Origin of the sequence: Sporomusa acidovorans (genome assembly GCF_900101845.1) — a bacterium.
In the GTDB taxonomy this organism is placed as follows: domain Bacteria; phylum Bacillota; class Negativicutes; order Sporomusales; family Sporomusaceae; genus Sporomusa; species Sporomusa acidovorans.
In genome coordinates this window covers 102163-123386 of record NZ_FNAM01000010.1, presented here as the reverse complement: position 1 = coordinate 123386, position 21224 = coordinate 102163, and the positions used below count along the sequence as shown (strand labels likewise).

Sequence of the window (21224 nt, the reverse complement as noted above, 5' to 3'; positions counted from 1 at the left end):
CAGCTTGTTAGAAAACCCGGCTAACGCCAAGTTTTTGTCAAAAGCGCTAGTTGATGGTTGCACTTAATAAAAACAGCAGGGAAGATTCCCTGCTGTTTGGTACATTAATAACGTGATTCAGCCAAGCCGAAACTATAGACAATCTTCGGGCCACTGCCGGAGTCAGGTCCCGGCTGGGCAGAAAGCGGCGGTATATCAGCATCGTCAGACGGCGGCGGATTATCATCACTGTCTTTTTCGGTTATTTTGCCTTGATTTAATAATTGAGCCAATTCTGCGCCTTCGAGTGTTTCGCGTTCTAAGAGCGCGTTGGCAACAAGGTGCAGTTTATCGATATTGGCTCGGAGGAGTTCTTCCGTTTTCGCATAAGCATCCTCAATAAGGCGACGTACTTCCTTGTCAATTGAGTAAGCCACTTCTTCGCTGTAGTTGCGGTCACGGGAAATATCGCGTCCCAGGAAAACCTGTTCCTGGCGGCGCCCAAAGGTAATTGGCCCCAATACTTCGCTCATGCCGTATTCCGTAATCATCTTACGCACCAGATCGGTAGCCCGTTCCAGATCATTTTGCGCCCCTGTACTGATTTCGCCAAGCACGACGGCTTCCGCAACCCGGCCGCCCAGAAAGGTTTTTATCTGCTCCAGAAGTTCCGTTCTGGTGGCATAATAACGATCCTCTTTAGGCAGCATCAGCGTATAACCGCCTGCCCGGCCGCGGGGAATAATGGATACCTTATGTACAGGGTCGGTATGGGTTAGCAGCATGCCAATCAACGCATGGCCCGCCTCATGGTAAGCAGTAAGTTTTTTCTCTTTTTCACTGATGACTTTGGATTTGCGTTCAGGTCCGGCGACTACCCGCTCAACGGCTTCTTCCATTTCCGGCATTTCAATACGCCGCTTATTGCGCCTGGCAGCTAATAGCGCTGATTCATTAACCAGATTGCTCAAATCTGCACCGGTAAAGCCGGGAGTACGCCGAGCCAGCACATCAAGATCAACTTCCTTGGCAAGCGGTTTGCCTTTGGTATGTACCTTGAGTATTTCCAAACGTCCTTTAACATCCGGCCGGTCAACGACAATCTGCCGGTCAAAGCGACCGGGACGCAGCAGCGCCGGGTCAAGAATATCGGGTCTGTTGGTAGCGGCAATAATGATAATCCCCTCATTGACGCCAAACCCATCCATTTCAACAAGCAATTGATTGAGTGTCTGCTCACGTTCGTCATGCCCACCGCCAAGACCTGCGCCACGCTGGCGGCCGACAGCATCAATTTCATCAATAAACACGATACAAGGAGCATTTTTCTTAGCCTGCTCAAATAGATCGCGCACCCGCGAAGCACCAACACCAACAAACATTTCAACAAAATCAGATCCGCTAATGCTAAAGAAGGGTACACCAGCTTCACCGGCTACCGCACGGGCCAGCAGTGTTTTACCTGTGCCGGGCGGCCCAAATAAAAGTACTCCTTTGGGAATACGCGCTCCCAGGTCATTAAATTTTTTAGGATGTTTTAAAAACTCAACGACCTCTTCTAATTCCTGCTTGGCTTCATCAGCTCCGGCCACATCACTAAATGTAACCTTGGTTTTATCCTCACCATGCAGTTTCGCCCGGGATTTGCCAAAAGACATAACCCGATTGCCGCCACCTTGCGTTTGCTGCATAATAAAAAACCATACGCCAATCAACAAGAGCATTGGCAAAATTGACGAAAAAATTGTCGTCCACCACGGTGGCTGCGGCGGTTGTTCCGCTTTAATGTCAACACCCTTTTCCCTGAGCTGACCGATTAACGTGGGATCATCAGGTGTAATAGTGGCAAACTCCTGGCCATCCTTAAGTTTGCCGCGGATGGTATTTTCAACAATCGTCACCCGCTCGACCTTTTGCTCTTCCACTTGTTTCAGGAACTGAGTGTAACTGATTTCCTGCTTAGGTGTTGTCCGTGATGAGTAATAGTCGATTATCGAAATGGCTATGATGATAATCAACAGGTAAAAACTGACATTCCGGAAAAACTTGTTCAACAAGTAGCCCTCCTCTCGCTGGACCACAAAAACGACGTTAGATACATGTTACTATTCATATCGCATAATTATAGCATACTAAATAAAAATTGACAATTAAGGAAAAACATTTATCCTTCATAGGCTTCTGGCTTAAGGACCCCGATAAACGGGAAATTACGGTATTTTTCCGCAAAATCCAAACCATACCCTACAACAAAATAATCAGGAATGGTAAAACCGTTATAAGCTATAGGCACTTCAACTTTACGGCGGTCAGGCTTATTGAGGAGAGTACAAATCTTTATGCTGGCAGGTTTGCGGGACCATAAATTATCCATAAGATAGTTTAATGTCAGCCCGGAATCAATAATGTCCTCCACAATAATTACATGCTTGTTCTCCACATCCTCATCCAGATCTTTCAAAATACGGACAACGCCGCTTGACGAAGTGGAAGAACCATAACTGGATACAGCCATAAAGTCGATAGCGACCGGCAGTTTGATCGCCCGGGCCAAATCAGCCATAAAAATTACCGCACCACGCAGAACACCGATCATTAATATTTCCTTGCCGGCATAGTCACGAGTAATCGCCTCACCCAGTTCTTTAATCCGGCTAGTCAGTTGCTCCTCACTAAATAGTATTTTCTCCACATCTGCCATCATATTATTACTCATATTCAAAATACCCCCTATTTAGTAATCGAAAGCCGCAAAAATTTTTTCGTAGATTCTGTAATCCGTCCATGTTCACTCTGGCGATAACCGGCAACCCAAAGTATTCCCTGCTGATCGGCGACAATTGGAACAAAATCCCGCTGTGCCTCAGGCACTTTACTGTCAATAAAAAACTCTTTCAGCTTTTTGCTGCCGCTTAGGCCTAAAGGCCGAAAGCGGTCACCGGGAAGTCTTGTTCTTACTGTCAGCGGCAACACCAATTGTTCAAAATCAAATACTGCCGTTTGTTTTCCCTGCTTTAACGGTGGTCCGGCAATGATTTCGGCCACTATGCGGGTACTGCCGTAATTTGTTGTGCCGGGCACAACTATAGCGGCGGGTGCCGGTTTACCGCCAATAGTTGGCATCTCCCGGGCAAGCGCCTGGTTCAGAAGTTCAACTCCCGTATATGTTTTTCTGGCCAGTAATCTTCCTGGCAAAGTAAGGCGCGAACCCACTTTACCAGCTAGTCCCATAGTAAGTAATTTTTCCACATGATCAAAGCTTATTCCTGTCAGGCTTCCCTTTTTTTTCTCAATTACTTGCCGAATTAACTCCCGCTGCAGCGCCTTCGGCAGAGTAGTCAGCGCCTGACTGTCTATGGTCAGCGTTTCGCCTTCCACTACCACAGCGTCCCATCGTTTCGCGGCTTCGCGGGAAATATATCTATATTCGTCCCCTGCCAGCGAAGCCAACCGCCAAATTGCCTCCCGGACGGACGGGTTATAGTTTTTTTCCAAAGCAGGCAAAAGCTCCAAACGAATCCGGTTCCGCCGGTAATCCGGCGTAAAATTTGAACTGTCATAACATGGCTGCAGCCCCTGTTCCCGGCAATAGGCCTCAATTTCGAAGCGGCTGACAGCCAGCAGCGGGCGGATAATGTCGCCATTAACCGGCTGCATTCCCCTTAAGCCTGCGCTGCCCGCCCCCCGCAAGAAATTCAAAAGCACTGTCTCAACCTGGTCGTCTTTGTGATGGCCGGTTGCAATTTGCGCACCGCCCCATTCCGCGGCCACCTGGCGCAAATACCGGTACCGGAGAAACCTGCCTGCCTCCTCCGGGGAGGTTTTGCTGGTCTTGCTATATGCCGGCACATCAATAGCCGTAACCAAACACTTGAGGCCCAACTGGTGCGAAAAAGCGGCAACAAACTCGGCTTCTTTGGCCGCCTCCGGACGAAACATGTGATTTACGTGGGCCACAGCCAAACCAAAGCCAATTTCCACTTTTAGTCGATGTAAAATATGAACCAGCGCCAGGGAATCCGGCCCACCTGAACAGGCGGCCAAAATCCGGCTATCCGGCCCTACCATAGTATAATTGTTAATCCATTCTTTTATCTTGTCAAACATGGCTATCTTTGGCCTTCACTTTCTGCTTGCTCATCTTTGGCAGCGCGCAATATTCTAAACAATGTAGAACTTACAAAAATACCGAAGGCGATCGCCCCGCCAGTCAGCAGTGTCAACATCCCCATCGCCACGCCATTGGTATATTGCCCCTTAACCATAAACAGCATGGCCGTATATGCTTCCCTTCCCGGCACTAAGGGTATAAAGCCGGGTATAATGAAAATTGTGGCAGGTTTTCTTAACACTCTGGCCAGCACTTCGGACAATACCCCTACCACCATGCTACCCAAAAAATTAGCCATGATCGTACTGATGCCGCTGCTGATAACCAAATAGGTAACAAACCAGCCTGTCATTCCGGTGATACTGGCATACACAATTAAATTCCGGGGAATGCGGTAGAGGATGCCAATGGCATTGCTCATGATAAATACAGCAGCAAGTTTGATCAGCAGCATAGTTTCACCCCGTTTAACACCTACTGACAGCCAAAATGATCATGACTCCCATTGAAATAGCCACCGATGTAAGGGCCGCCTCCAAACCGCGTGACAATCCGCTCAGAAGGTCTCCGGCGATAACATCCCGGATGGCGTTGGTTATGGCAACACCCGGCACAAGTGGCATGACACCCCCCACAACAACAATATCCGAACTTACTTGCGGCCAAAAGTGCTGTATTTGCGTCCCTACCAAGGCAGCCGTCACACCCCCGAAAAATTCAAAAGTAAAGCGAACCCCATGCAGTCGGGAAACGACATGGGCAATATACCGGACAACCAGTGCCGTACCAAAAGCTGCCGCACTTTCCGGCAGGCCGGCGTTTAAAAGCAATGCGGCCGTGCCGCCTACTACACCGGACGCCAGCATCGACGGCACCAGGGAAAAGCCGGTGCGCTCCCGGGCAATTCGTTCCAGGTGAGCATAAGCCGCGTCATAATCCATACGGCGGTCGGTTAAACGCCGTGACAACTCATTTACCTTGGCAATACGGTCAAGATTTATAGTACGGTCATGTATCCGCCGCATCACCGTACTTGTCCGTCCTTCACAATCAGTCACTGTCAGAAACACACCCGTCGGAATTACAAAACTTTCGGCCTTAACTGCGCCGAGAGCCCTGGCAATATGAAACATTGTTTCTTCTACCCGGCTGGTTTCCGCCCCGTTCGTAAGCATAATCTCACCAGCCAAAACGGCAATATCCATTATTTGTTCTAACAGGATTCGCATACTGCCCCCCGTTTGCTAGGCGTTTTAGTTTTCCATTCGCGTCTCAGAGCAAAAGTTCCTGCCTGAATTACTAATTATGCCTTGCTGCTGGCAAGCAGAAAAAAAGGAACAGGGCGTTCCCGCCCTGCAGCTTACTGTTGTTGCCCAATAGCGTTGCCAACGTGGCTGACTTTGTCCAGCTTAGCCTTGCGATATTTCAATAAATCAATAAATGCTTCCAGCCTAGTCATCATCCCCGCCTCACCTGTCTGCTCGTCATAAGCAAGTGTAAGTACCGGCATATCAACGTCCTGGCTGACTTTAGGCAAAATATTCTTAGCAATAACCTCAGGCATGCACGTAAAAGGATATACCTGGATAATGCCGTCATACCCTTGCTGTTTTTGAAAAACGGTATAGGCAATGCTCTTAAGGGCATGACCGCCGACAGGATGCCCAAGATAGGGATTAGCCATAACTGACAGCTTTTTATATAAATCCAGATAACTTTGCCGCCGAAGCAATTGGCCTTTGACATAATCGGTTAAAGACATCGTCCTGAACACCTCAGCTCCCATGCTGCCGAGACGGCGTTCCAGGTTCTGATTAACGAAGGGCTCCAGCATGACATAGATTTCTCCAACAATGGCAATGCGCAGCACGGTGCTTCTCTGCACCAGCCTAACCGCCTTAACCCTTTGCAACAATCGTTCCCGCAAATTGTTAACTGTCTGACAGTTGTTGGCTAGAATGATCTCCCGCCTGGCCTCATCCCACAGCGAATCCAAAGAACCGGCTTTAGCCTCATAAGCCCTAAGACGGTTCATCTCTCGCCCAAGCTCATCCAAAAGATTCATTTTGCAGCCGGCCAACCGAAAGGCCTTATATACTTCATACCAGTTTTTATGTGGCGCAAAATAGTTTAGCTGTCTATAGATTTTCACTAGATCAGGCTCTACCATGATCATCCTGAACTGATAACCTAATTGTTCAAGTAATTCTTGCTGAATGGTTCCATAATAACCCAGGCGGCAGGGGCCAACCCCGCCGCAAGTTACCAGAGTATCGGCACCTTGCTCCAGTGCTTCAATAAAATTGCCTAGTGTCAGTTTGAATGGCAGGCATACTGTCTCCGGTGAAAACCTTGTGCCCAGTTCCATAGTCCGTTTCGTAATCGGCGGGGGAACCAAAACCTGACATTCCAGATTTTCAAATAAAGCCTGCAAAACAATACTCATGGTCCCCATATGGGGAAAAGTAACAATCATAGCGCCTGCCTCCGCTTCAGCATGTCGGCAAAAGCCTCCAGGCGGGTGACTAAGCCAGCCTCTGCCGTATGCTCATCCAGTGATAGCTGCATACAGGGAATATTTCGTTTTCCCGCTTGCTGCTTGATGAGTTCACCGACCAGTGCGTCCGGCCCGCAGGCAAAACAGGTCATGAAAATAATGCCGCTCAGCGGGCGGTCGCCAGTCATTAGCGCCATCGCCGCTCCGGCTATCGTATGGCTGTTAGACCAATACAGCTGTTTTTCAAGCCTGGCCGCAGCCCGATTAATCTCGCCGGCATCGACCATTTCGGGTGTAATCACCTGCATTCCCAATTTATTTAGTTTTCCCAGCGTATCAAAACTAATTTGACGGTCATAAACAATATACGGATGACCAATAAGCGCCAGTTGCGGACGGCCGTCATATGCCCATGCCAACGGCCCACGCCGCACTTGCGCCCGGTATTGCCAAGCCTTAAACCAAGCATACAAACTGGCGGCCACGCCGCGGCCGAAAAACCGGCCAACCGCAATCACCGCCTGATATATCTGCCTGCTTTTTTGCCGCATATCAATATTAATATCAATGATTGCCGGTAAATTCCCCACATTATTTCTTAGCAAATCCGGCATGCCAATAATTTTCGGACAAGTATATTGTCCCGGTCTGATGCTGACAACCCGCGGCAAAAATAAATAATCGACCTGGTTGCGCAAATGGCAGGCATGCCCGAAAAAAACCTTCGCCGGCAAGCATACCTCGTCAAGGACACTGCCACAGTCAAGGGTATGGCGTGATGTCTCACCCGACAGCACTACCTCTGCCCCCAGTTCAGCCAAAAAACGCTCCATGACCGCGCCATACTGAAAATGCAGTAACCCCTGCGGTATTCCCACACGCACTCTCACAACGCCCACATCTTTGCTGTCACTTCTAAAGTCGCCCATAACATACCTGTAGGTTTATGCAACGCTATTTTCAAGTTGCCCAACTCCTTTACTTACAACAAACTGTTAGTATCCTAAACAAAAATACTGCCCATATTGAAAGGGTGCCCGCAATTCCTATTATGGCGCAACATTTTTTAATTATACGTATGCACCCTGCGGGGGAGTTCTGGTCCTGTCGCATAAACTTAGGCTAAATTGGAAACTTATTCCTGTAATATCAAATAAAAAAATGTATAATGATTGTAAGAACTGCAAACAATGAGGTGAATTTCCTTGACTTTATGCAAAAAGATTGTCTTGCTCTTTGCGCTTTTGTGTTTTTCCGCCGCACTGCCTGTTTTTGCCATTGAACCTTTTAACGTAGCTGTTTTACCGCCGGTTAACACGGCTGGCTTTAATGATCCTGCTAGTATGCAAATCATCCAGAGCACAATAAAAAAACCATTTAAATATCCCTACTATTCTTTGATGCCACAAGACGCAGTACAAAATGCCGCCAAAGCCTACTTGGCAGAAAACAAATCCTTGCATTTGACCAACGAAAAAAGTCTGACTGCCATCGCCAACAAATTATCGGCCGACATTGTAGTCGTTGTTGAATTGTCAAGGGCCAAACAAACTAGATTTTCCTCATTCCGTCTTGACGACACTTATGTTGAGTCTGATGTAGCGCTCACCTGCTACGCCTATTCCGCTTTAACTAAAAAATATGACGTACTGAAAGTAAAAAAATGGGAAACAGAACCGGAAAGCGTTGATACCGCCATGTCTGTAATTTTAAAAGAACTTACCGAGGAACTTTTAGTAAAGCTGCCTTATAAACGCATACCGCAAGCAGGACTAGAGAAACCCGAAAACAATGTGTAAACTTCAGTTAAAAAACACGGCTACTCATATTTCATAAAATTCCATGTGCCTCCAAAAAAACTCCCGGATTATTAGCCGGGAGTTTTTTTGCGTCATTATTGAACAAGGTCAGGTCGTTCAGTCACCCTGGCGACCAGCACGGCCATATCATCTTTGGTTACACCGCCAGACAATTCAATTGCCTGCCGCAACAGTCTGTCGGCAATATCCTGCGGCCGGTCACTGCCTATGCGGCGAAGAAGATTAGCAATCCAGTTTTCCCTATCCGCTCCATGCACAACATCGGTGACGCCATCGCTTACCATTACTACGATATCACCTGGTGCCAGCACACGCCTGACAGGCTCAATTTCAATGTGCTCAAGTATCCCTATCGGCGGCGAAGCCGGGTTGATGATTGTTACTTCCCGCACCCGTTTGATATAGCTTGGCGCTGACCCAATTTTTAAAAACTCGGTTTCACCGGTAAAGGTGTCAACGACCGCCATATCGATAGTAGCAAATGTATCGCCCGGTATTTTTATCAGCAACATAGAATTAACGGTCTTAATAGCGGTATCCACCTCAAACCCCGCAGTCAACAGCTTTTGTAAAAATTTAACTGCCTGACGGCTGCTGTTGGCCGCATTTTTACCACTGCCCATGCCGTCACTTAAAATAAGGGCGGTTCGCCCCCGGGCAAGCGGCTGAACCACACACGTATCACCACATGCATCGCCCGTATTTTTAGCGGCGGTAGCCATACCTGTTTCGATCTGATACCGTTCATCCAATTCCATGGTCAGCCTACAATTTTTGTGTCTGATTTTATTGCCACAAGTGGCATGCAACGTCATTTTTTCCTGCAATAAGTTGGCCGTTATCGGCAAAATTGTATTAACACATTCCCGCGTCCCGTTGCAGACAGTTTTTTGCGCTTCCACCATAACCTTACTCCGCTCGCTGGTTACCCGAATTCCCGCCAGCGGGCAACCTAATGCAGCCGCCCGTTCTGTCAGCATTTCAGCGACCTCGGCATCAGTCTGTGGACCTTTTCTTAACTCCTGGGCCAAATTGCCGATAATTGTTCCCGTAGCTTGCATTTGTTCCAAAGCTACTTGCCGGCATTCGCCCAATTTCTTATGCCAATAGCGGTTCGTTCTATTACTGTCCGCCACCTGCTTAATCTGGTCGAAAAGCGCCTGCCGATGAATACACGAGTCTTTCATCATAGCGGGCATTGTAGCGTCTTTCAGATTTCCACCTTCGGCCATCGCCAACATGTCAAGCATCGCCTGATAAGTTTGATAAAAGTTACGATCCCAGCATCCATCCCGCTGTGTGCAAGGACCACAGACTTTTTCACCCACACGTGAAAGCATCTCTGCCAGTTGGGCCTCCTTGATCTTCGTATCATACGCTGTACTTTCTTCTGTGCTGCCAGTACCGAAAGTACCGGCTAAATCGCCAAAAATTTCAGACATATTTTCCAGTTTATCAACAGCAGCATGAATTGCCCGCTGCGCAGCCACAGAACTATCTGCTTCCAAACTCATTTCGCGCCACCGGCCGATTTTACCAACAGGCACCAGCATAAAAGCTGCCCCGGCAACTGACGCCTCGACCAAAGCCAGCAATAACTGACTTGGTTGTCCCAAATACAGCACGGCGATGGCACTGCCAAGAATGAACCCCAACAATACGGCAGGTTTTCCCATCTCACGAAATAAACCGCCGATCATGCCAGCCAATGCATACATAGCAATGGCCGCTGCGGCATCGCCATCATTTAACCCGATTACCAGCCCAATAATAACCCCTACTGTTGTGCCAACTCCTGAACCACCGCTAAAAGCCAGTGTCATAGCAACCAGCGAGCCGGCAATATTGCGCAAGCTATAATCAAACAATGTCAAATTTCCAAAGCCGGCAACCGCCGTGGCCAGCATAATAGTGCCACACAATAAATTTTCGGCCCCGGTCTGTTCATCCTTGTCTCGGACAAGGAACAATGGCGCGCCATAACGAAAAATAAAGATTAGTGTCATACATAAGGTTGCTTCAATCGCCACCAGCATCATACTGTATAGTGTTGAGTCCCGCCAGGGCAATAACGCGGTGCCGCTTACCAATATACAGGCAAATAAAAATAGCGGAATGGTCTGCGTCTTTGTCTCATACCGTGTCAGCCTGTCCGAAAACCGCCAATACAAAAGCATCGATAATAGATAGATAACTCCCTCCTGATAAAAGCCGGCACTAAGCACGCCGGCCAGTGCCCATATACCGACAACGGCCGTTCGCTCTCTGGCCAGACTGGCAACTGCGGCAAAGAGTGCTAAACCAAATGGGGCCATCTCTCCCAGCAGAGAAACCCGGCCCATGAAAAACGCCAGGACATTGAGCGGTAAGTTTTGTTGATGAAACAATGACTTGCCGCCGACACCCACCCAGTCAAAAAACACTTGCCACGGAAACCCGGGCTTGTCTTCCTCCACGGTAGCCACTGGCGGTTTGGCAGGTGGTGCCTGCAGGACTTCCTCAGGCAGTGTAATAACAGATACTTTCGGCATGGTTCTTCACCCCTGTAAAAATGTGTCTTACACCTGTGCTTAAATTTTACAGAAGTTTCCAATAAAATATCTGTCTGTTTAAGTACCCTTACACACAAAAAAATCCGACATAAATTCAATGCAAGCGGCAAAAAACCACCTGGCTATTCCTCACCAGGCGGTTCTTAATCTACTTCACATTAAATTATTCCGTTTTTTTGTCGAGAGAAAACTATTTACTCGGCCCGGCGCGCTACGCCGCCACGGCCCCCACTACCACGCTTAGACTCAGTATTTCGTTTCAGATCAGACAACCGTTCATCACTGTCTTTTAGAAATTTACTCAACTTATCCTCAAATGTCAGGCTGTTGACTTTATTAGAACGGCGGAAATCGTTGGCATGCTGTTTTCTTGGTGCCGGAGGTTGCAGCTGCTTAATGGAAAGGCCAATTTTGCCGCGATCATCTACAGATAAGACTTTAACTTTCACTTTGTCCTGTTCCTTTAAAAAATCCTTAACATCGCGGACGTATACGTCAGCAACTTCGGAGATGTGAATTAAACCTACCTTTCCACCCGGCAACTCGACAAAAGCGCCAAAGTTAGTAATGCCGGTCACAACTCCTTCTACAACACTGCCAACTTCAATGGACATACTAATCAAATTTCCTCCTTAAAATCTTTCGTACTTTTTATTTTTAGGAACCCGCAATCCATATTATACCCTTGCCAGTGAAAATGTGTCAAGAAATGACTTACTTACCGTGACGGAATATAAGGCACTTCTCCCGGTTTCACTAACCCAAGCTGCTCGCGGGCCACCTTTTCGATATAAGTAGCTGTATTTAGCTTTTCTTTTTCAGCGACCAGACTTTTATTCAATTCAACCGCCTCAGCCATCCGGGAATTCACCATTTCCGTTTCCTGGTGAATTCTGGCCAACTCAGTCTGTTGTCCAATAATAGCATAGCAAAAATATCCTGCCATAACTAAAAGACACAGTCGAAACCAGCTAAACTTTCTGATTGTCTTCTGCCTTTCGCTCATAAGCATCACCACAATACATTGATTATTATTTTATTCGCTCTTTATACGTCAATTCCTCTTTATGCTGGGAAATTATATAAAAAATTCCTCAACATTTATTTCTGCGGTGGCGTCTCATTGGGCGGCAGCGGCGGCGATTGCCATTTTTTATACCATTTTTTGGATTTTATAGTCAGGTATCTGGCCGGCCATGAGACTGTTTTGATAAGGCAAATGACCGGCTTAACAATCGCAAACCCAAATACTTTTTTAATCATCCGCCAAACCCTGACTGTCGTTTTTAGCAAAACGACGATCATTTTCAGCACCGGCCGGCTAACCAGCCTGAAATAAAAAAATATACCGGAAAATAAGGCGATTACCACATAAAATCTAAGTTCACCCCAATTGCTGATAAGCAGGGCGGCAAATGCAATTGCCGCTGCCAGCAGGCAATAAATAAGATCAGCTACTGATGTCACTAGCCAGGGCGGCCGAAAATACCGCTGCAGCACTCTATATAGATCAAACAGCATCCCCAGGAAAACCCCTGTGGCTGCAATAATGAAAAATGTTTTAACCTGAGTCCCAAAATCCACCTGCTCCCCTCCTTCCAGCCTGCTCACTTGCCTTATATTGTATCTGTCCTGAGCGCAAAACAGCAGCTTACCGCCAATAGAAAGAATGGAAGCGTTTAAATAAGCACCTACCTGCCACGATGACCGCAGCAGCAGTGGTCATCATGCTCCAACTCAAAACCACAGTTATCTTCAGCCAAATCTCATTTGACAACAAGCCTGGTGGTAATTGTCCGCTTATCCGATACCAATAATTTATCACTCTGCCTACATATTCTTTGGTTTCGGCATAAGGCGGAATTCCTCCATATTTATCAACAGCTCCCGGTCCGGCATTATAGGCCGCCACCGCTAACTCGGCATGATTTTTGTACCGCTTCATAAGTTCACCAAGATAGCAAGTACCAACTGCGATATTTAACTCGGGATTATAAAAACAGTCACTGCCGCACTCCCCGTCGTGGCGGCCGGTACACACCAGCGCTTGACGATTGACAAGCCGCCAGGTGTCAGGCATAACCTGCATGATACCATAAGCACCGGCCTTGGAAAGAGCCCGGGGATCAAAGGCGCTTTCGGCCTTTATAATCGCAGCAACAAGTTCAGGACTTACTCCGTAGGTTTTGCCGGCCCTATTCATAAGGTCAGCATAGGGTAACCCCTTCACTTCCCGCAAAGAAGCTGTTTTTGCCGTGAAATGATCATATACGGCACGCCGACTATACTCAGCAAGGCTGATTGCCAGGCTGTAAACCATCCCTTGTACGACCAATAACAACAGCAGGAACAGCCATAGTGACAACGCCCGGCTGCGCACGCTACTTCAAAAACCGATCCAGCAGACCTTTTTTCTGGCGCAGTTCTTCTTCATAGTTTAGCCCTTTTACCGTACCTTCGATAATAATATTTCCTTCCTCTAGATTCAGTTGTTTAATATTAAGGCCTTCGCCTCTGATCGTTAATATGCCTTGTTCGGTCTCCATGACAATTTCCTTTTCGTCATAGCTTCCCAGGCTGACAACGCCGTCGACATTAAGTTCTTCCCGTTCAACAAGCGTCAACTGATGCCGCCATTTAGGAGTTTTATTATCTATCGGCATAAAATTTCCCCTCCCAGTTAATGCTATTTCAAGTTATGTATATGCCAGGAAAGCAGATAATAGTACAACGAGATGATCCTGTCACTGTTAGAAAAAAGTCCGGAGTAAACGAAAAACCGAATTTACGGGAGGCTTTAGCATTGGATATTCTAGCCTATTATTGGCAAAAACTTGCCTACCAAATCGTTCACAAGACTACCCTGTGGCTGCTCATTGTTTTTTTTGTGACAGCGGTGGTTGCCTGGGGGCTTAGCCTGGTTTTATATCAACAAAACGTCCGCTACCGTGAAGCGAATTTCGCACGCAAAACGGCGGCCTTCTATGCCGCCGCCGCACTGACCCTGTGGCTATTTACCGTTATTTTTAAATAGTTATTTGCTTTCAATCAACTGCAGACTTCCTCTACCCCTAAGATAAATTCGCCCCGACTGTTTCGTTTTCATCAAGATAGCCAGTCCTTATAACGCCTTTTAACCGCCTGCATAAGGTGCTGTTTCATTTGTGCTCACCTAATTGGTTAATAACCACATTGACCGATACCACTAACGGGACATTCGGAAAGATTTCACCCCAATGGTCTTTGATTTTCGCCCAGGTTTTAGGATAATCGGTCTTAAGCTTTGACGAAAAAGTAAGAATATCCACTCCCATTGATTGACAGGTATCTTTCCCGTACAGCACAATTCGTTTAACTTCCTCGGCTGTTTTGACCTCAATTCGCTGAATAAAAGCGGGATCCCCTGCCCCCTTCACCTGATTCCGGGCCTGATACTCTCCCAGATTTCCCCGCATAGTAATATCAAGCGTAAAATAAATGTGCTCACCATCTACATGGGGTTCCAGCTGGGTGTCATGAGAAAACAATTCATAGGTTACCACCTCGCCGGGGTTGTCACCTGGCACGGTTATAACGGCAGACTTTTCTGTTCCCCGGATATATTTTATCCCGGCTACCGCCTGCTCATCAGCATAACCGACAAACTTGTCTTTTTTAAATAAAGCAACACCTCTGGCTTTTACGATATTGTCGGTCATTTCCAGGCACGGAATACCCATATCCTGTTTATTTTCCAGCATAACACTGATATTACCAAGATCGGTTCGCGCCCCAGCAACATGGACATTTTTCAGATGGTTGCGAAGAATATTAGCCAGATAGATGCCGCCCGCTTCTTTGCTTGGCGGCGCATATTCAATGATTGGCCTGGCCTCGCCGGGTGTGACAAATACCTTTATCCGCCAGCGCATTTCCGCATCGCGCAAAAACCAGTCAAGGATAGGTTTTAACCCTGCCTGCCGTACGGCCGCTTCACTAATTACAATAGCCTGAATGTGTTCAAAATAAAGCGATTTGCTGCTTTGTCCCAGCATATCGCGCACCATTTCAAACAACGACTGGCCGGTATTTGACATCACATAGGTTCTAGGCCCCGTCTTGCCGCCTGCTTGCTGACTATCCTCGCCCCCGCCCGCTTGCCCCAACCGCAGAATCTGGAGACTGAGCCGGTACTGTTTGTCGCCATGCGGTTGGACGAAGGTTTTGGTCTGCAGCCCGGCCTGACTTTGGCCGGGCTTTTTACCGGCGTCGGCCACATCAATGGCTACCGCCAAGACAAAGTTTCTGTCCTGAAGTTCACGCCGGTCCCAACAGCCACTAATAAGTATGGAAATCAGCACAACAAACACAAGACCGGTCAACCGCCGCTTCCCCTTCACCTGACACTACTCCGCCTGCGCCGTTTGGCCAGTAGATAAACCACGGGCATAATGCCTACTGATAAGGCAAGTCCCAGCCAGGTGAGCACCTGATCAGTCAGTTTCATTAATTCCGGTCCATTCAGCAGGGTCGCTCCGGTAAAGATGACGGGGGTCAGCGCCAGCACCCAGGGCCGATGGTCAGCAAAGCCCCATAGCTTAGCCAGTGTCTGACTGCAAATATAAACAAAAATTGCCAGAGTCTTAAAAATCGAAGGGATCCAGGCGACAAGCAGGTAATTTTCCAGCCGCTCGATAAATGTGCCCGGCAGTTCAACACTTCTGACCACAACCAATGTCGGATAAGATTCACTTTTTACCCCTTCTACTGTCAAAACACCAACGGTAAAAACGACAATTATGACACTTGTCACCACAACAAAAGCTATAGCAGCGGCCAGCGCCAGGGTAAGGCTGCCTTTTTCCTTATTAATAAGCGGAAAAAACAGCAGAATTATTTCGTAGCCGCCATAGACGCCCCATATGTCAATGGCCCCCTTTACCATGCCTAGCGGCTTATCGGTCCAAAAGGGCAGCATATTTTCGGGCTGGAAATTAAAGATGCCCAGCAACCAAATCGTCCCCATCATGAGGGTAGCAACAAAGAAGTTAAACTCAACAACCCGGATAATAGTACCCAAATCCTGTAATGCACAATAAACAACCACGCCCAGCATTCCCATAATAACAACATCACTGGGTGTCCGGTCAAACATGAAAAATGTCAACGCCTGACTGAACTGGCTGAGATTAGCCCAGGAAACAATAAGAAACAAGCCAATAAATCCACCAATGACGGCCAATCCCGGCCATTTTCCCAAAAGTCTGGGTAGATATTCAGTATAGTCGCAATCAGGATAGAGTTCTCCCAGTTTCAGCATCAGCCAGGCTGCCGCGAAGAACAGGCCACCGCCGAGGATAATACTTACCCAGGCAAATTGTTCGGCCTGAGGGACAAGTTTACTGGGCAGCCCGATAATCTGGCCGCCAAACATGGCCGCAGTCACTAAAATAGCAAACTGGGCAACCGACATTTTGTTTTTAACTTCAAGATTGACCATAATCTGTGCCGTCACCACGCCGTTTTTTGTCTTGCGCCCCAAATTCAACCGGCCTGCTCTTCATAAACTTATGCGGCAGCCGGACAAACCCGTCTTTCCAATCAGTCAAAAGATTCACATCCAATATACCGCCTAAATAAGATTCGCCGAAATTTTTTAAGGAGCACAAATGAACCGTAATAATAATGACACCCAGCATAACGCCATACAGGCCCAATGTTGAGGCCAGGAATAAAATCGGTATCCGTAATGATCGCAGTGCCAAACCTAAGGAATAGTGAGGCATTACATAGGAGGCAATTGCCGTAATCGCCGTAACCACCACCAAGAACGGATTGACCAAACCGGCTTGTACGACCGTTGTCCCGATAACAAAAGCCCCAACCATACTGGCCGCGCTGGAAAGCTTTTTAGGCAACCTGGCGACAGACTCCTGGAATAGTTCCAGCATGATTTCCATAATGATAGCTTCCAAAAAGGATGGGAAGGGCGTACGTGCCCTGAGTTCCGCCAGCGAAATCGCTAAACCGGTCGGCAGCATGCCCGGATGAAAGGAGACAATCGCAATATAAAGCGCCGGTGTATAAATGGCGATAAACGCTGCCACATGACGGCTCACACGGACAAGGCAGGCTACCGATGCCGGCATGGTGTAATCTTCCACGGCGTTCATCATACTGGCGTAAGTACATGGTACAATGATACTAAAAGGCGTATTATCCACAAGCACGCCTACCCGGCCTTCATAAACAGCTGCTACCACTTTCTCCGGCCGTTCCGTCACGTCAAGCTGGGGGAAAGGTGTCCAAGGATGATCTACCATGGCATCTTCCACCACTTTGGATACCAACACTTGATCTACTTTCAAGTCTTTGATGCGCCGCTCGACTTCCTCCACAAGTCCGGGTTTGACCAAAGCAGCCGAATAAATAACCGCCACTGAGGTTTTGCTGCGTGTACCGACTGTAATGACACGGACTTTTATATTTGTGTCTTTTGCCCGGCGGCGAATCAGAACAATATTATCTGCCAGAGTTTCATTAAAGGCGTCCTGCGGCCCCCGGATATTTTCTTCCGTCACCGGTGTGCTAACACTTCGTTTTACATGCTTGGTCGCACTGACTGACAGAATATCGGCAATCCCATCAATCATGACCAGGGCGTTGCCGCTCATCAAGGCTTCAATGGCAGCGCTTCCCTGATCCTCAATAGTTACGTTAGTCACAGTTAACCGTTCTTCAACGAAGCGCCTTAAGTCGAAATTGCCTGCAGGGGCTTGCATAAGCGGCTGCAAAATATTATCTTCCAGTGTAGGAGTATCTGTCATTCCATCTAAAGTTACCAGCAGCGCCTGCCGGCCTGCGGTTTTAAAGAAACGAAATTTTACATCATCGCAATCGCGAAATATTGTTTTTAGCAGTTGAACATTCAGCCCCAGTTGCGGGGTAAACAGAAATTGCTCTTCACCGGCAGCCGGTACCGCCCTAAGCTCGGCAACAATACCGGACATGTCTTCGCCGAGTTCGGTGCTGTCTTTTACCAATTGCTTTAGGGCGGCAACACGTACCTTCAATGTATCCAGAGAATTGCCCGGCAGAATATCCGACAGTTTTCTAAAAGAGCACGTTTTTTTCGTATTGGATAGCCCCACCGCCAGACAGCCTCCTCAGCATTTACCGGATCGAACGGACGCCGCCATGTAAGCCCTAATTCCAGCGCTTTTCTATGGTTATATCCTTGAAGTAATGGCTAACAATCTCTTCCGGTTTTTTTCCGTCTTTGGCCATCCGGTTAGCCCCCCACTGGGACATGCCGACACCATGGCCATACCCTTTGCCGGCAAAGGTAACTCCCTCTTCGCCGACAATTATTTTATCCAGCAGCATCGATTTTAGTTTGGTGCTATCCAGCGCCACTCTAAAATCAGGTCCCGATACTTCTACTTGCTTATTAATCATCAATATCGTAGCCCTTCCTGACGGACCCTTTTGCGAAATTTCGACACTGCTGATGTCAGATACTTTTTTCCCCAGTTTGGCCAGTGCGTTGATAATATCTTCTTTCGGGAAAACAATGGTCCAATTTTTAACGTCATCAGGGGCGAGTTCATCCGGCGATTGCACTGATAGAATATAGGGCGGCTCGGCATCCCGGTAGTTCAGGCCTTCTTTGGCCGTAGCAGTAATCCCGCCCGCCGATGCGTGAAACCAGCTTTTGGTTGGCTTGCCTTGATAGGTCATAATCATGCCGCGTGTCATTTCAACGGCCTTGCGCACATTATCATTCACGGCTTTGGCATCATAGGCCTGAAATTCCTTGATATCAGTAGATGCCTGCGTGCCGCGCTCAGGGACGCCCCCCTTGGTTTCTATAGCCTCCAGCGTAAAGGTACGGGCAATAATCGCCTGAGCTGCCAATGCCTCTACCGGCCAATCGTTTTTCATTTCTCCCGCAACCACCCCGGCTATATAATCCTCCATCTTCATGGTTTTCTTTTCGCCGGTTTCATGCATAAATACGGTAATTGCCGGCTCATTCTGCTCAGCCGCCTGTTGGGGAGGCGTTGGAGACGGCTGCGTATCAGGTTTTTTCTGGGGCTGCATACTGCAGCCAATGAGCAACAAACATAAAAATACAAGTATAGCCACAAAACTAAAACTCTTTCTATTCATCCTACATGCACCTCACTCAACATATTCTTCTATGTTATTATGGCAATGAGACGCCCGGTCCATACATTGCCAAAAAATTAACAGAATAATTACAAAGCCTTATCCCGCTCTGAGCTATAATAATGATATGGACTCCACACTCGGGGGAGGTAATCTCTTTGTCGCTTACGATGTTTAAAAATTTCTATAATAATTTTCCTTTCAATATCCAATCATTGGCTTTTGATACTTTGTCATTATCCTATAATTTCCTGCCTGCAAGACATCCTTTCTTAACAATCGACCTGCAAAAAGAGCTTGAGATAATTATTAAAGATAAAAAAATCACTCCGGTATTTCAACCTATTGTTAATTTGAAAACAGGAATAATTATGGGCTATGAAGCCTTAAGCCGAGGGCCGGCAAACAGTCCGCTGCACTTTCCTGCAAAGTTATTTAGCATTGCTATAGAAACCAACAGGTTGTTACCGCTAGAGCAGGTCTGCCGCGAGGCCGCATTAAATCATATGACGGCTTTAGGAAAAAAGCAGCGACTATTTCTTAATATGAACGCCGAGGTTATCAAAGATCCCAACTTTCGCGGCGGCTTAACCAAAGCATTTTTAATTGAAAATGGTATCAATCCGTCACAAGTAACTTTTGAAATCACGGAACGGACAGCTATTAATGATTTTGAAAGTTTTTCCAAATCACTCAATCACTACCGCGAACAAGGCTACAGCATTGCCGTAGATGATGCCGGTGCCGGCTATTCCAGCCTGGAGGCCATTGCAGCGCTCAGGCCTAACTATATTAAACTGGATCGCTCAATCGTCCACGAAGTTGACAAGGATCCTCTTAAGCAGGCAATGCTTGATGCCATGGTCAAACTAGCTGCCATAATTAACAGTAAGCTGATTGCCGAAGGGATCGAGACGGCGGCTGAACTAGCCATTCTTATTCGTAAGGGTGTGCATTACGGTCAAGGCTACTTTTTGGCGCGCCCAGCCTTTCCTCCGCCGGCAATAACACAGGAGGTGTTGGAATTGATTGCCGAGTACAACTTTCAGGATGCACAGGCAAAATCCCGCTCTCGCCAGGGACTTGGAGTTAGCATCGGCGAAATTGTTGAACAAATTCCTATCGTTAATCCCGCTACCACGGTAAACACTGTTGAGGAAATTTTTACTACTGAAAAAGTCAATGGTATTGTCATCGTTGACTCAGCCCGTCCTGTTGGTTTGTTAATGAAAGATAAACTTTATTACCAGTTAGGAACAAATTATGGTATATCCCTTTATTATCGCCGCCCTGTCGAGCGGGTAATGGACAAAAAACCACTGATCGTCAGTGCCGAGCTGCCGCTTGAGACCGTATCCCAAATGGCGATGAACCGGAAAGAGTATCACCTGTATGATTTTATTATTGTCGTCAAAGCCGGAGAATATTTAGGCATTGTTTCGATTATGTCCCTGTTAAACCATATCACCAATCTGCAAATCCATCAGGCGCACAACTCCAATCCCCTTACAGGCCTGCCGGGTAATTGGGTAATTGAAGAGCGCTTAAAAAAGCTTGTCGCCTCCCAGGAACCTTTTGCCGTTATGTATCTTGACCTTGATAACTTTAAAGCGTACAATGATAAATATGGATTTGAACGTGGCGATCAGATTCTGCTTTTGACCTCTCAGATCGTAAGCCGAAGTATTGGCAAATCCGGTTCTACTGATGACTTTCTCGGTCATATTGGCGGCGACGATTTTATCCTTATTACCAGACCTGAGTTTATAGAGAGCCTGTCGGAAAAAATTATTGAACTATTTGACCGGGAGATTAAAAATAAATATTCTCTTACTGATTTAACAAAAGGCTATATAGAAGTGAAAAACCGTCGCGGGCAGTTGGAACAGTTCCCGATTATGTCGATTTCTATTGCTGCCGTAACCAACCGGCTCCAGAAATTCACCAATTATCTTGAAATAGCGGAAGTAGCCGCCGACTTAAAGAAACTGGCCAAACAGCGTCCGGGTTCTTGCGTTGTTTATGACCGACGGAGCAGTGTTTTTCAGTAACCATAGTCAAATAAGGTAAGATATACTGCGCCGCGCTGATATTGCAAGCCCACTAGCAATGAA

Annotated in this window: 20 protein-coding genes; 3 read left to right on the top strand and 17 right to left on the bottom strand. The window is 47.3% G+C overall.

Translation table 11 applies throughout. The annotated features are described in order from the left end of the window. Positions 1 to 104: 104 nt before the first annotated feature. The 7 genes from ftsH to BLR65_RS09395 form a co-directional block, all read right to left on the bottom strand. Positions 105 to 2033 carry an ATP-dependent zinc metalloprotease FtsH gene (ftsH, locus tag BLR65_RS09425; protein ID WP_093793939.1) on the bottom strand — a complete coding sequence of 643 codons (1929 nt, stop codon included), beginning with the start codon at positions 2031 to 2033 and terminating at the stop codon, positions 105 to 107. A gap of 110 nt (positions 2034 to 2143) precedes the next feature. Then, a complete protein-coding gene (gene hpt, locus BLR65_RS09420) occupies positions 2144 to 2683 on the bottom strand; it encodes a hypoxanthine phosphoribosyltransferase (RefSeq protein ID WP_093793960.1) in 540 nt (179 codons plus the stop codon). Between the two features lie 26 nt (positions 2684 to 2709). After that, positions 2710 to 4086 (bottom strand): tRNA lysidine(34) synthetase TilS, encoded by a 1377-nt coding sequence (gene tilS / locus BLR65_RS09415; protein ID WP_093793938.1) that lies wholly within the window; start codon positions 4084 to 4086, stop codon positions 2710 to 2712. A 2-nt stretch (positions 4087 to 4088) separates the two neighbouring features. Then, positions 4089 to 4544 (bottom strand): threonine/serine exporter family protein, encoded by a 456-nt coding sequence (locus BLR65_RS09410; protein ID WP_093793937.1) that lies wholly within the window; start codon positions 4542 to 4544, stop codon positions 4089 to 4091. Positions 4545 to 4557: 13 nt separating this feature from the next. After that, a complete protein-coding gene (locus tag BLR65_RS09405; RefSeq protein WP_093793936.1) occupies positions 4558 to 5319 on the bottom strand; it encodes a threonine/serine exporter family protein in 762 nt (253 codons plus the stop codon). A 131-nt stretch (positions 5320 to 5450) separates the two neighbouring features. Then, a complete protein-coding gene (locus BLR65_RS09400) occupies positions 5451 to 6566 on the bottom strand; it encodes a hypothetical protein (protein ID WP_093793935.1) in 1116 nt (371 codons plus the stop codon). Beyond that, positions 6563 to 7516 (bottom strand): acyl-CoA dehydratase activase-related protein, encoded by a 954-nt coding sequence (locus tag BLR65_RS09395; protein WP_245692652.1) that lies wholly within the window; start codon positions 7514 to 7516, stop codon positions 6563 to 6565. Before BLR65_RS09395 ends, BLR65_RS09400 begins: the two co-directional genes overlap by 4 nt. 276 nt (positions 7517 to 7792) lie before the next feature. On the opposite strand from BLR65_RS09395, the gene BLR65_RS09390 reads away from it, so the two are divergent. Beyond that, entirely contained in the window at positions 7793 to 8386 is a 594-nt protein-coding gene (locus BLR65_RS09390) for a hypothetical protein (protein ID WP_093793934.1), read from the top strand. Between the two features lie 95 nt (positions 8387 to 8481). On the opposite strand, the gene spoIIE is transcribed toward BLR65_RS09390, so the two are convergent. The 6 genes from spoIIE to yabP form a co-directional block, all read right to left on the bottom strand. Next, complete coding sequence (gene spoIIE / locus BLR65_RS09385; protein WP_093793933.1) at positions 8482 to 10938, bottom strand: stage II sporulation protein E; 2457 nt, start codon at positions 10936 to 10938, stop codon at positions 8482 to 8484. Between the two features lie 215 nt (positions 10939 to 11153). Beyond that, entirely contained in the window at positions 11154 to 11573 is a 420-nt protein-coding gene (locus BLR65_RS09380) for a S1 RNA-binding domain-containing protein (RefSeq protein WP_093793932.1), read from the bottom strand. A 104-nt stretch (positions 11574 to 11677) separates the two neighbouring features. After that, entirely contained in the window at positions 11678 to 11905 is a 228-nt protein-coding gene (locus BLR65_RS09375; RefSeq protein WP_245692649.1) for an FtsB family cell division protein, read from the bottom strand. A 155-nt stretch (positions 11906 to 12060) separates the two neighbouring features. Beyond that, positions 12061 to 12543 carry a spore cortex biosynthesis protein YabQ gene (yabQ, locus tag BLR65_RS09370; RefSeq protein WP_169716716.1) on the bottom strand — a complete coding sequence of 161 codons (483 nt, stop codon included), beginning with the start codon at positions 12541 to 12543 and terminating at the stop codon, positions 12061 to 12063. A 67-nt stretch (positions 12544 to 12610) separates the two neighbouring features. Next, positions 12611 to 13339, bottom strand: a complete 729-nt coding sequence (locus BLR65_RS09365) for a lytic transglycosylase domain-containing protein (protein WP_093793929.1) — start codon at positions 13337 to 13339, stop codon at positions 12611 to 12613. Position 13340: 1 nt separating this feature from the next. Next, positions 13341 to 13622 (bottom strand): sporulation protein YabP, encoded by a 282-nt coding sequence (gene yabP, locus BLR65_RS09360; RefSeq protein ID WP_093793928.1) that lies wholly within the window; start codon positions 13620 to 13622, stop codon positions 13341 to 13343. Positions 13623 to 13762: 140 nt separating this feature from the next. On the opposite strand from yabP, the gene BLR65_RS09355 reads away from it, so the two are divergent. Next, positions 13763 to 13993, top strand: coding sequence for a hypothetical protein (locus BLR65_RS09355; RefSeq protein ID WP_093793927.1), 231 nt, complete (start codon positions 13763 to 13765; stop codon positions 13991 to 13993). Positions 13994 to 14117: 124 nt separating this feature from the next. Here the strand turns inward: BLR65_RS09355 and BLR65_RS09350 are convergent, their stop codons facing one another. From BLR65_RS09350 to BLR65_RS09335, 4 genes are read right to left on the bottom strand one after another with little or no spacing between them, the layout of a single operon-like run. Continuing rightward, positions 14118 to 15338: a Ger(x)C family spore germination protein gene (locus tag BLR65_RS09350; protein WP_093793926.1), complete on the bottom strand. Its 1221-nt coding sequence runs from the start codon at positions 15336 to 15338 to the stop codon at positions 14118 to 14120. After that, on the bottom strand, positions 15335 to 16480 hold the full coding sequence (locus BLR65_RS09345; protein ID WP_143122541.1) for a GerAB/ArcD/ProY family transporter: 1146 nt from the start codon (positions 16478 to 16480) through the stop codon (positions 15335 to 15337). Before BLR65_RS09345 ends, BLR65_RS09350 begins: the two co-directional genes overlap by 4 nt. Beyond that, on the bottom strand, positions 16425 to 18089 hold the full coding sequence (locus BLR65_RS09340) for a spore germination protein (RefSeq protein WP_245692646.1): 1665 nt from the start codon (positions 18087 to 18089) through the stop codon (positions 16425 to 16427). The genes BLR65_RS09345 and BLR65_RS09340 overlap by 56 nt, the downstream gene beginning before the upstream one ends. Before the next feature lie 55 nt (positions 18090 to 18144). Next, a complete protein-coding gene (locus tag BLR65_RS09335) occupies positions 18145 to 19110 on the bottom strand; it encodes a SpoIID/LytB domain-containing protein (RefSeq protein ID WP_093793923.1) in 966 nt (321 codons plus the stop codon). A gap of 158 nt (positions 19111 to 19268) precedes the next feature. Here BLR65_RS09335 and BLR65_RS09330 point away from each other — a divergent pair, with 158 nt between their 5' ends. Then, positions 19269 to 21161 carry a GGDEF domain-containing protein gene (locus BLR65_RS09330; RefSeq protein ID WP_169716715.1) on the top strand — a complete coding sequence of 631 codons (1893 nt, stop codon included), beginning with the start codon at positions 19269 to 19271 and terminating at the stop codon, positions 21159 to 21161. Positions 21162 to 21224 lie beyond the last annotated feature (63 nt).

Bases quoted from the DNA above. Each gene is read 5' to 3' on its own strand.
- hpt (WP_093793960.1), bottom strand. From the start codon at position 2,683: ATGATGGCAGATGTGGAGAAAATACTATTTAGTGAGGAGCAACTGACT.
- tilS (WP_093793938.1), bottom strand. From the start codon at position 4,086: ATGTTTGACAAGATAAAAGAATGGATTAACAATTATACTATGGTAGGG.
- BLR65_RS09410 (WP_093793937.1), bottom strand. From the start codon at position 4,544: ATGCTGCTGATCAAACTTGCTGCTGTATTTATCATGAGCAATGCCATT.
- BLR65_RS09405 (WP_093793936.1), bottom strand. From the start codon at position 5,319: ATGCGAATCCTGTTAGAACAAATAATGGATATTGCCGTTTTGGCTGGT.
- BLR65_RS09400 (WP_093793935.1), bottom strand. From the start codon at position 6,566: ATGATTGTTACTTTTCCCCATATGGGGACCATGAGTATTGTTTTGCAG.
- BLR65_RS09395 (WP_245692652.1), bottom strand. From the start codon at position 7,516: ATGGGCGACTTTAGAAGTGACAGCAAAGATGTGGGCGTTGTGAGAGTG.
- spoIIE (WP_093793933.1), bottom strand. From the start codon at position 10,938: ATGCCGAAAGTATCTGTTATTACACTGCCTGAGGAAGTCCTGCAGGCA.
- BLR65_RS09380 (WP_093793932.1), bottom strand. From the start codon at position 11,573: ATGTCCATTGAAGTTGGCAGTGTTGTAGAAGGAGTTGTGACCGGCATT.
- BLR65_RS09375 (WP_245692649.1), bottom strand. From the start codon at position 11,905: ATGGCAGGATATTTTTGCTATGCTATTATTGGACAACAGACTGAGTTG.
- yabP (WP_093793928.1), bottom strand. From the start codon at position 13,622: ATGCCGATAGATAATAAAACTCCTAAATGGCGGCATCAGTTGACGCTT.
- BLR65_RS09335 (WP_093793923.1), bottom strand. From the start codon at position 19,110: ATGAATAGAAAGAGTTTTAGTTTTGTGGCTATACTTGTATTTTTATGT.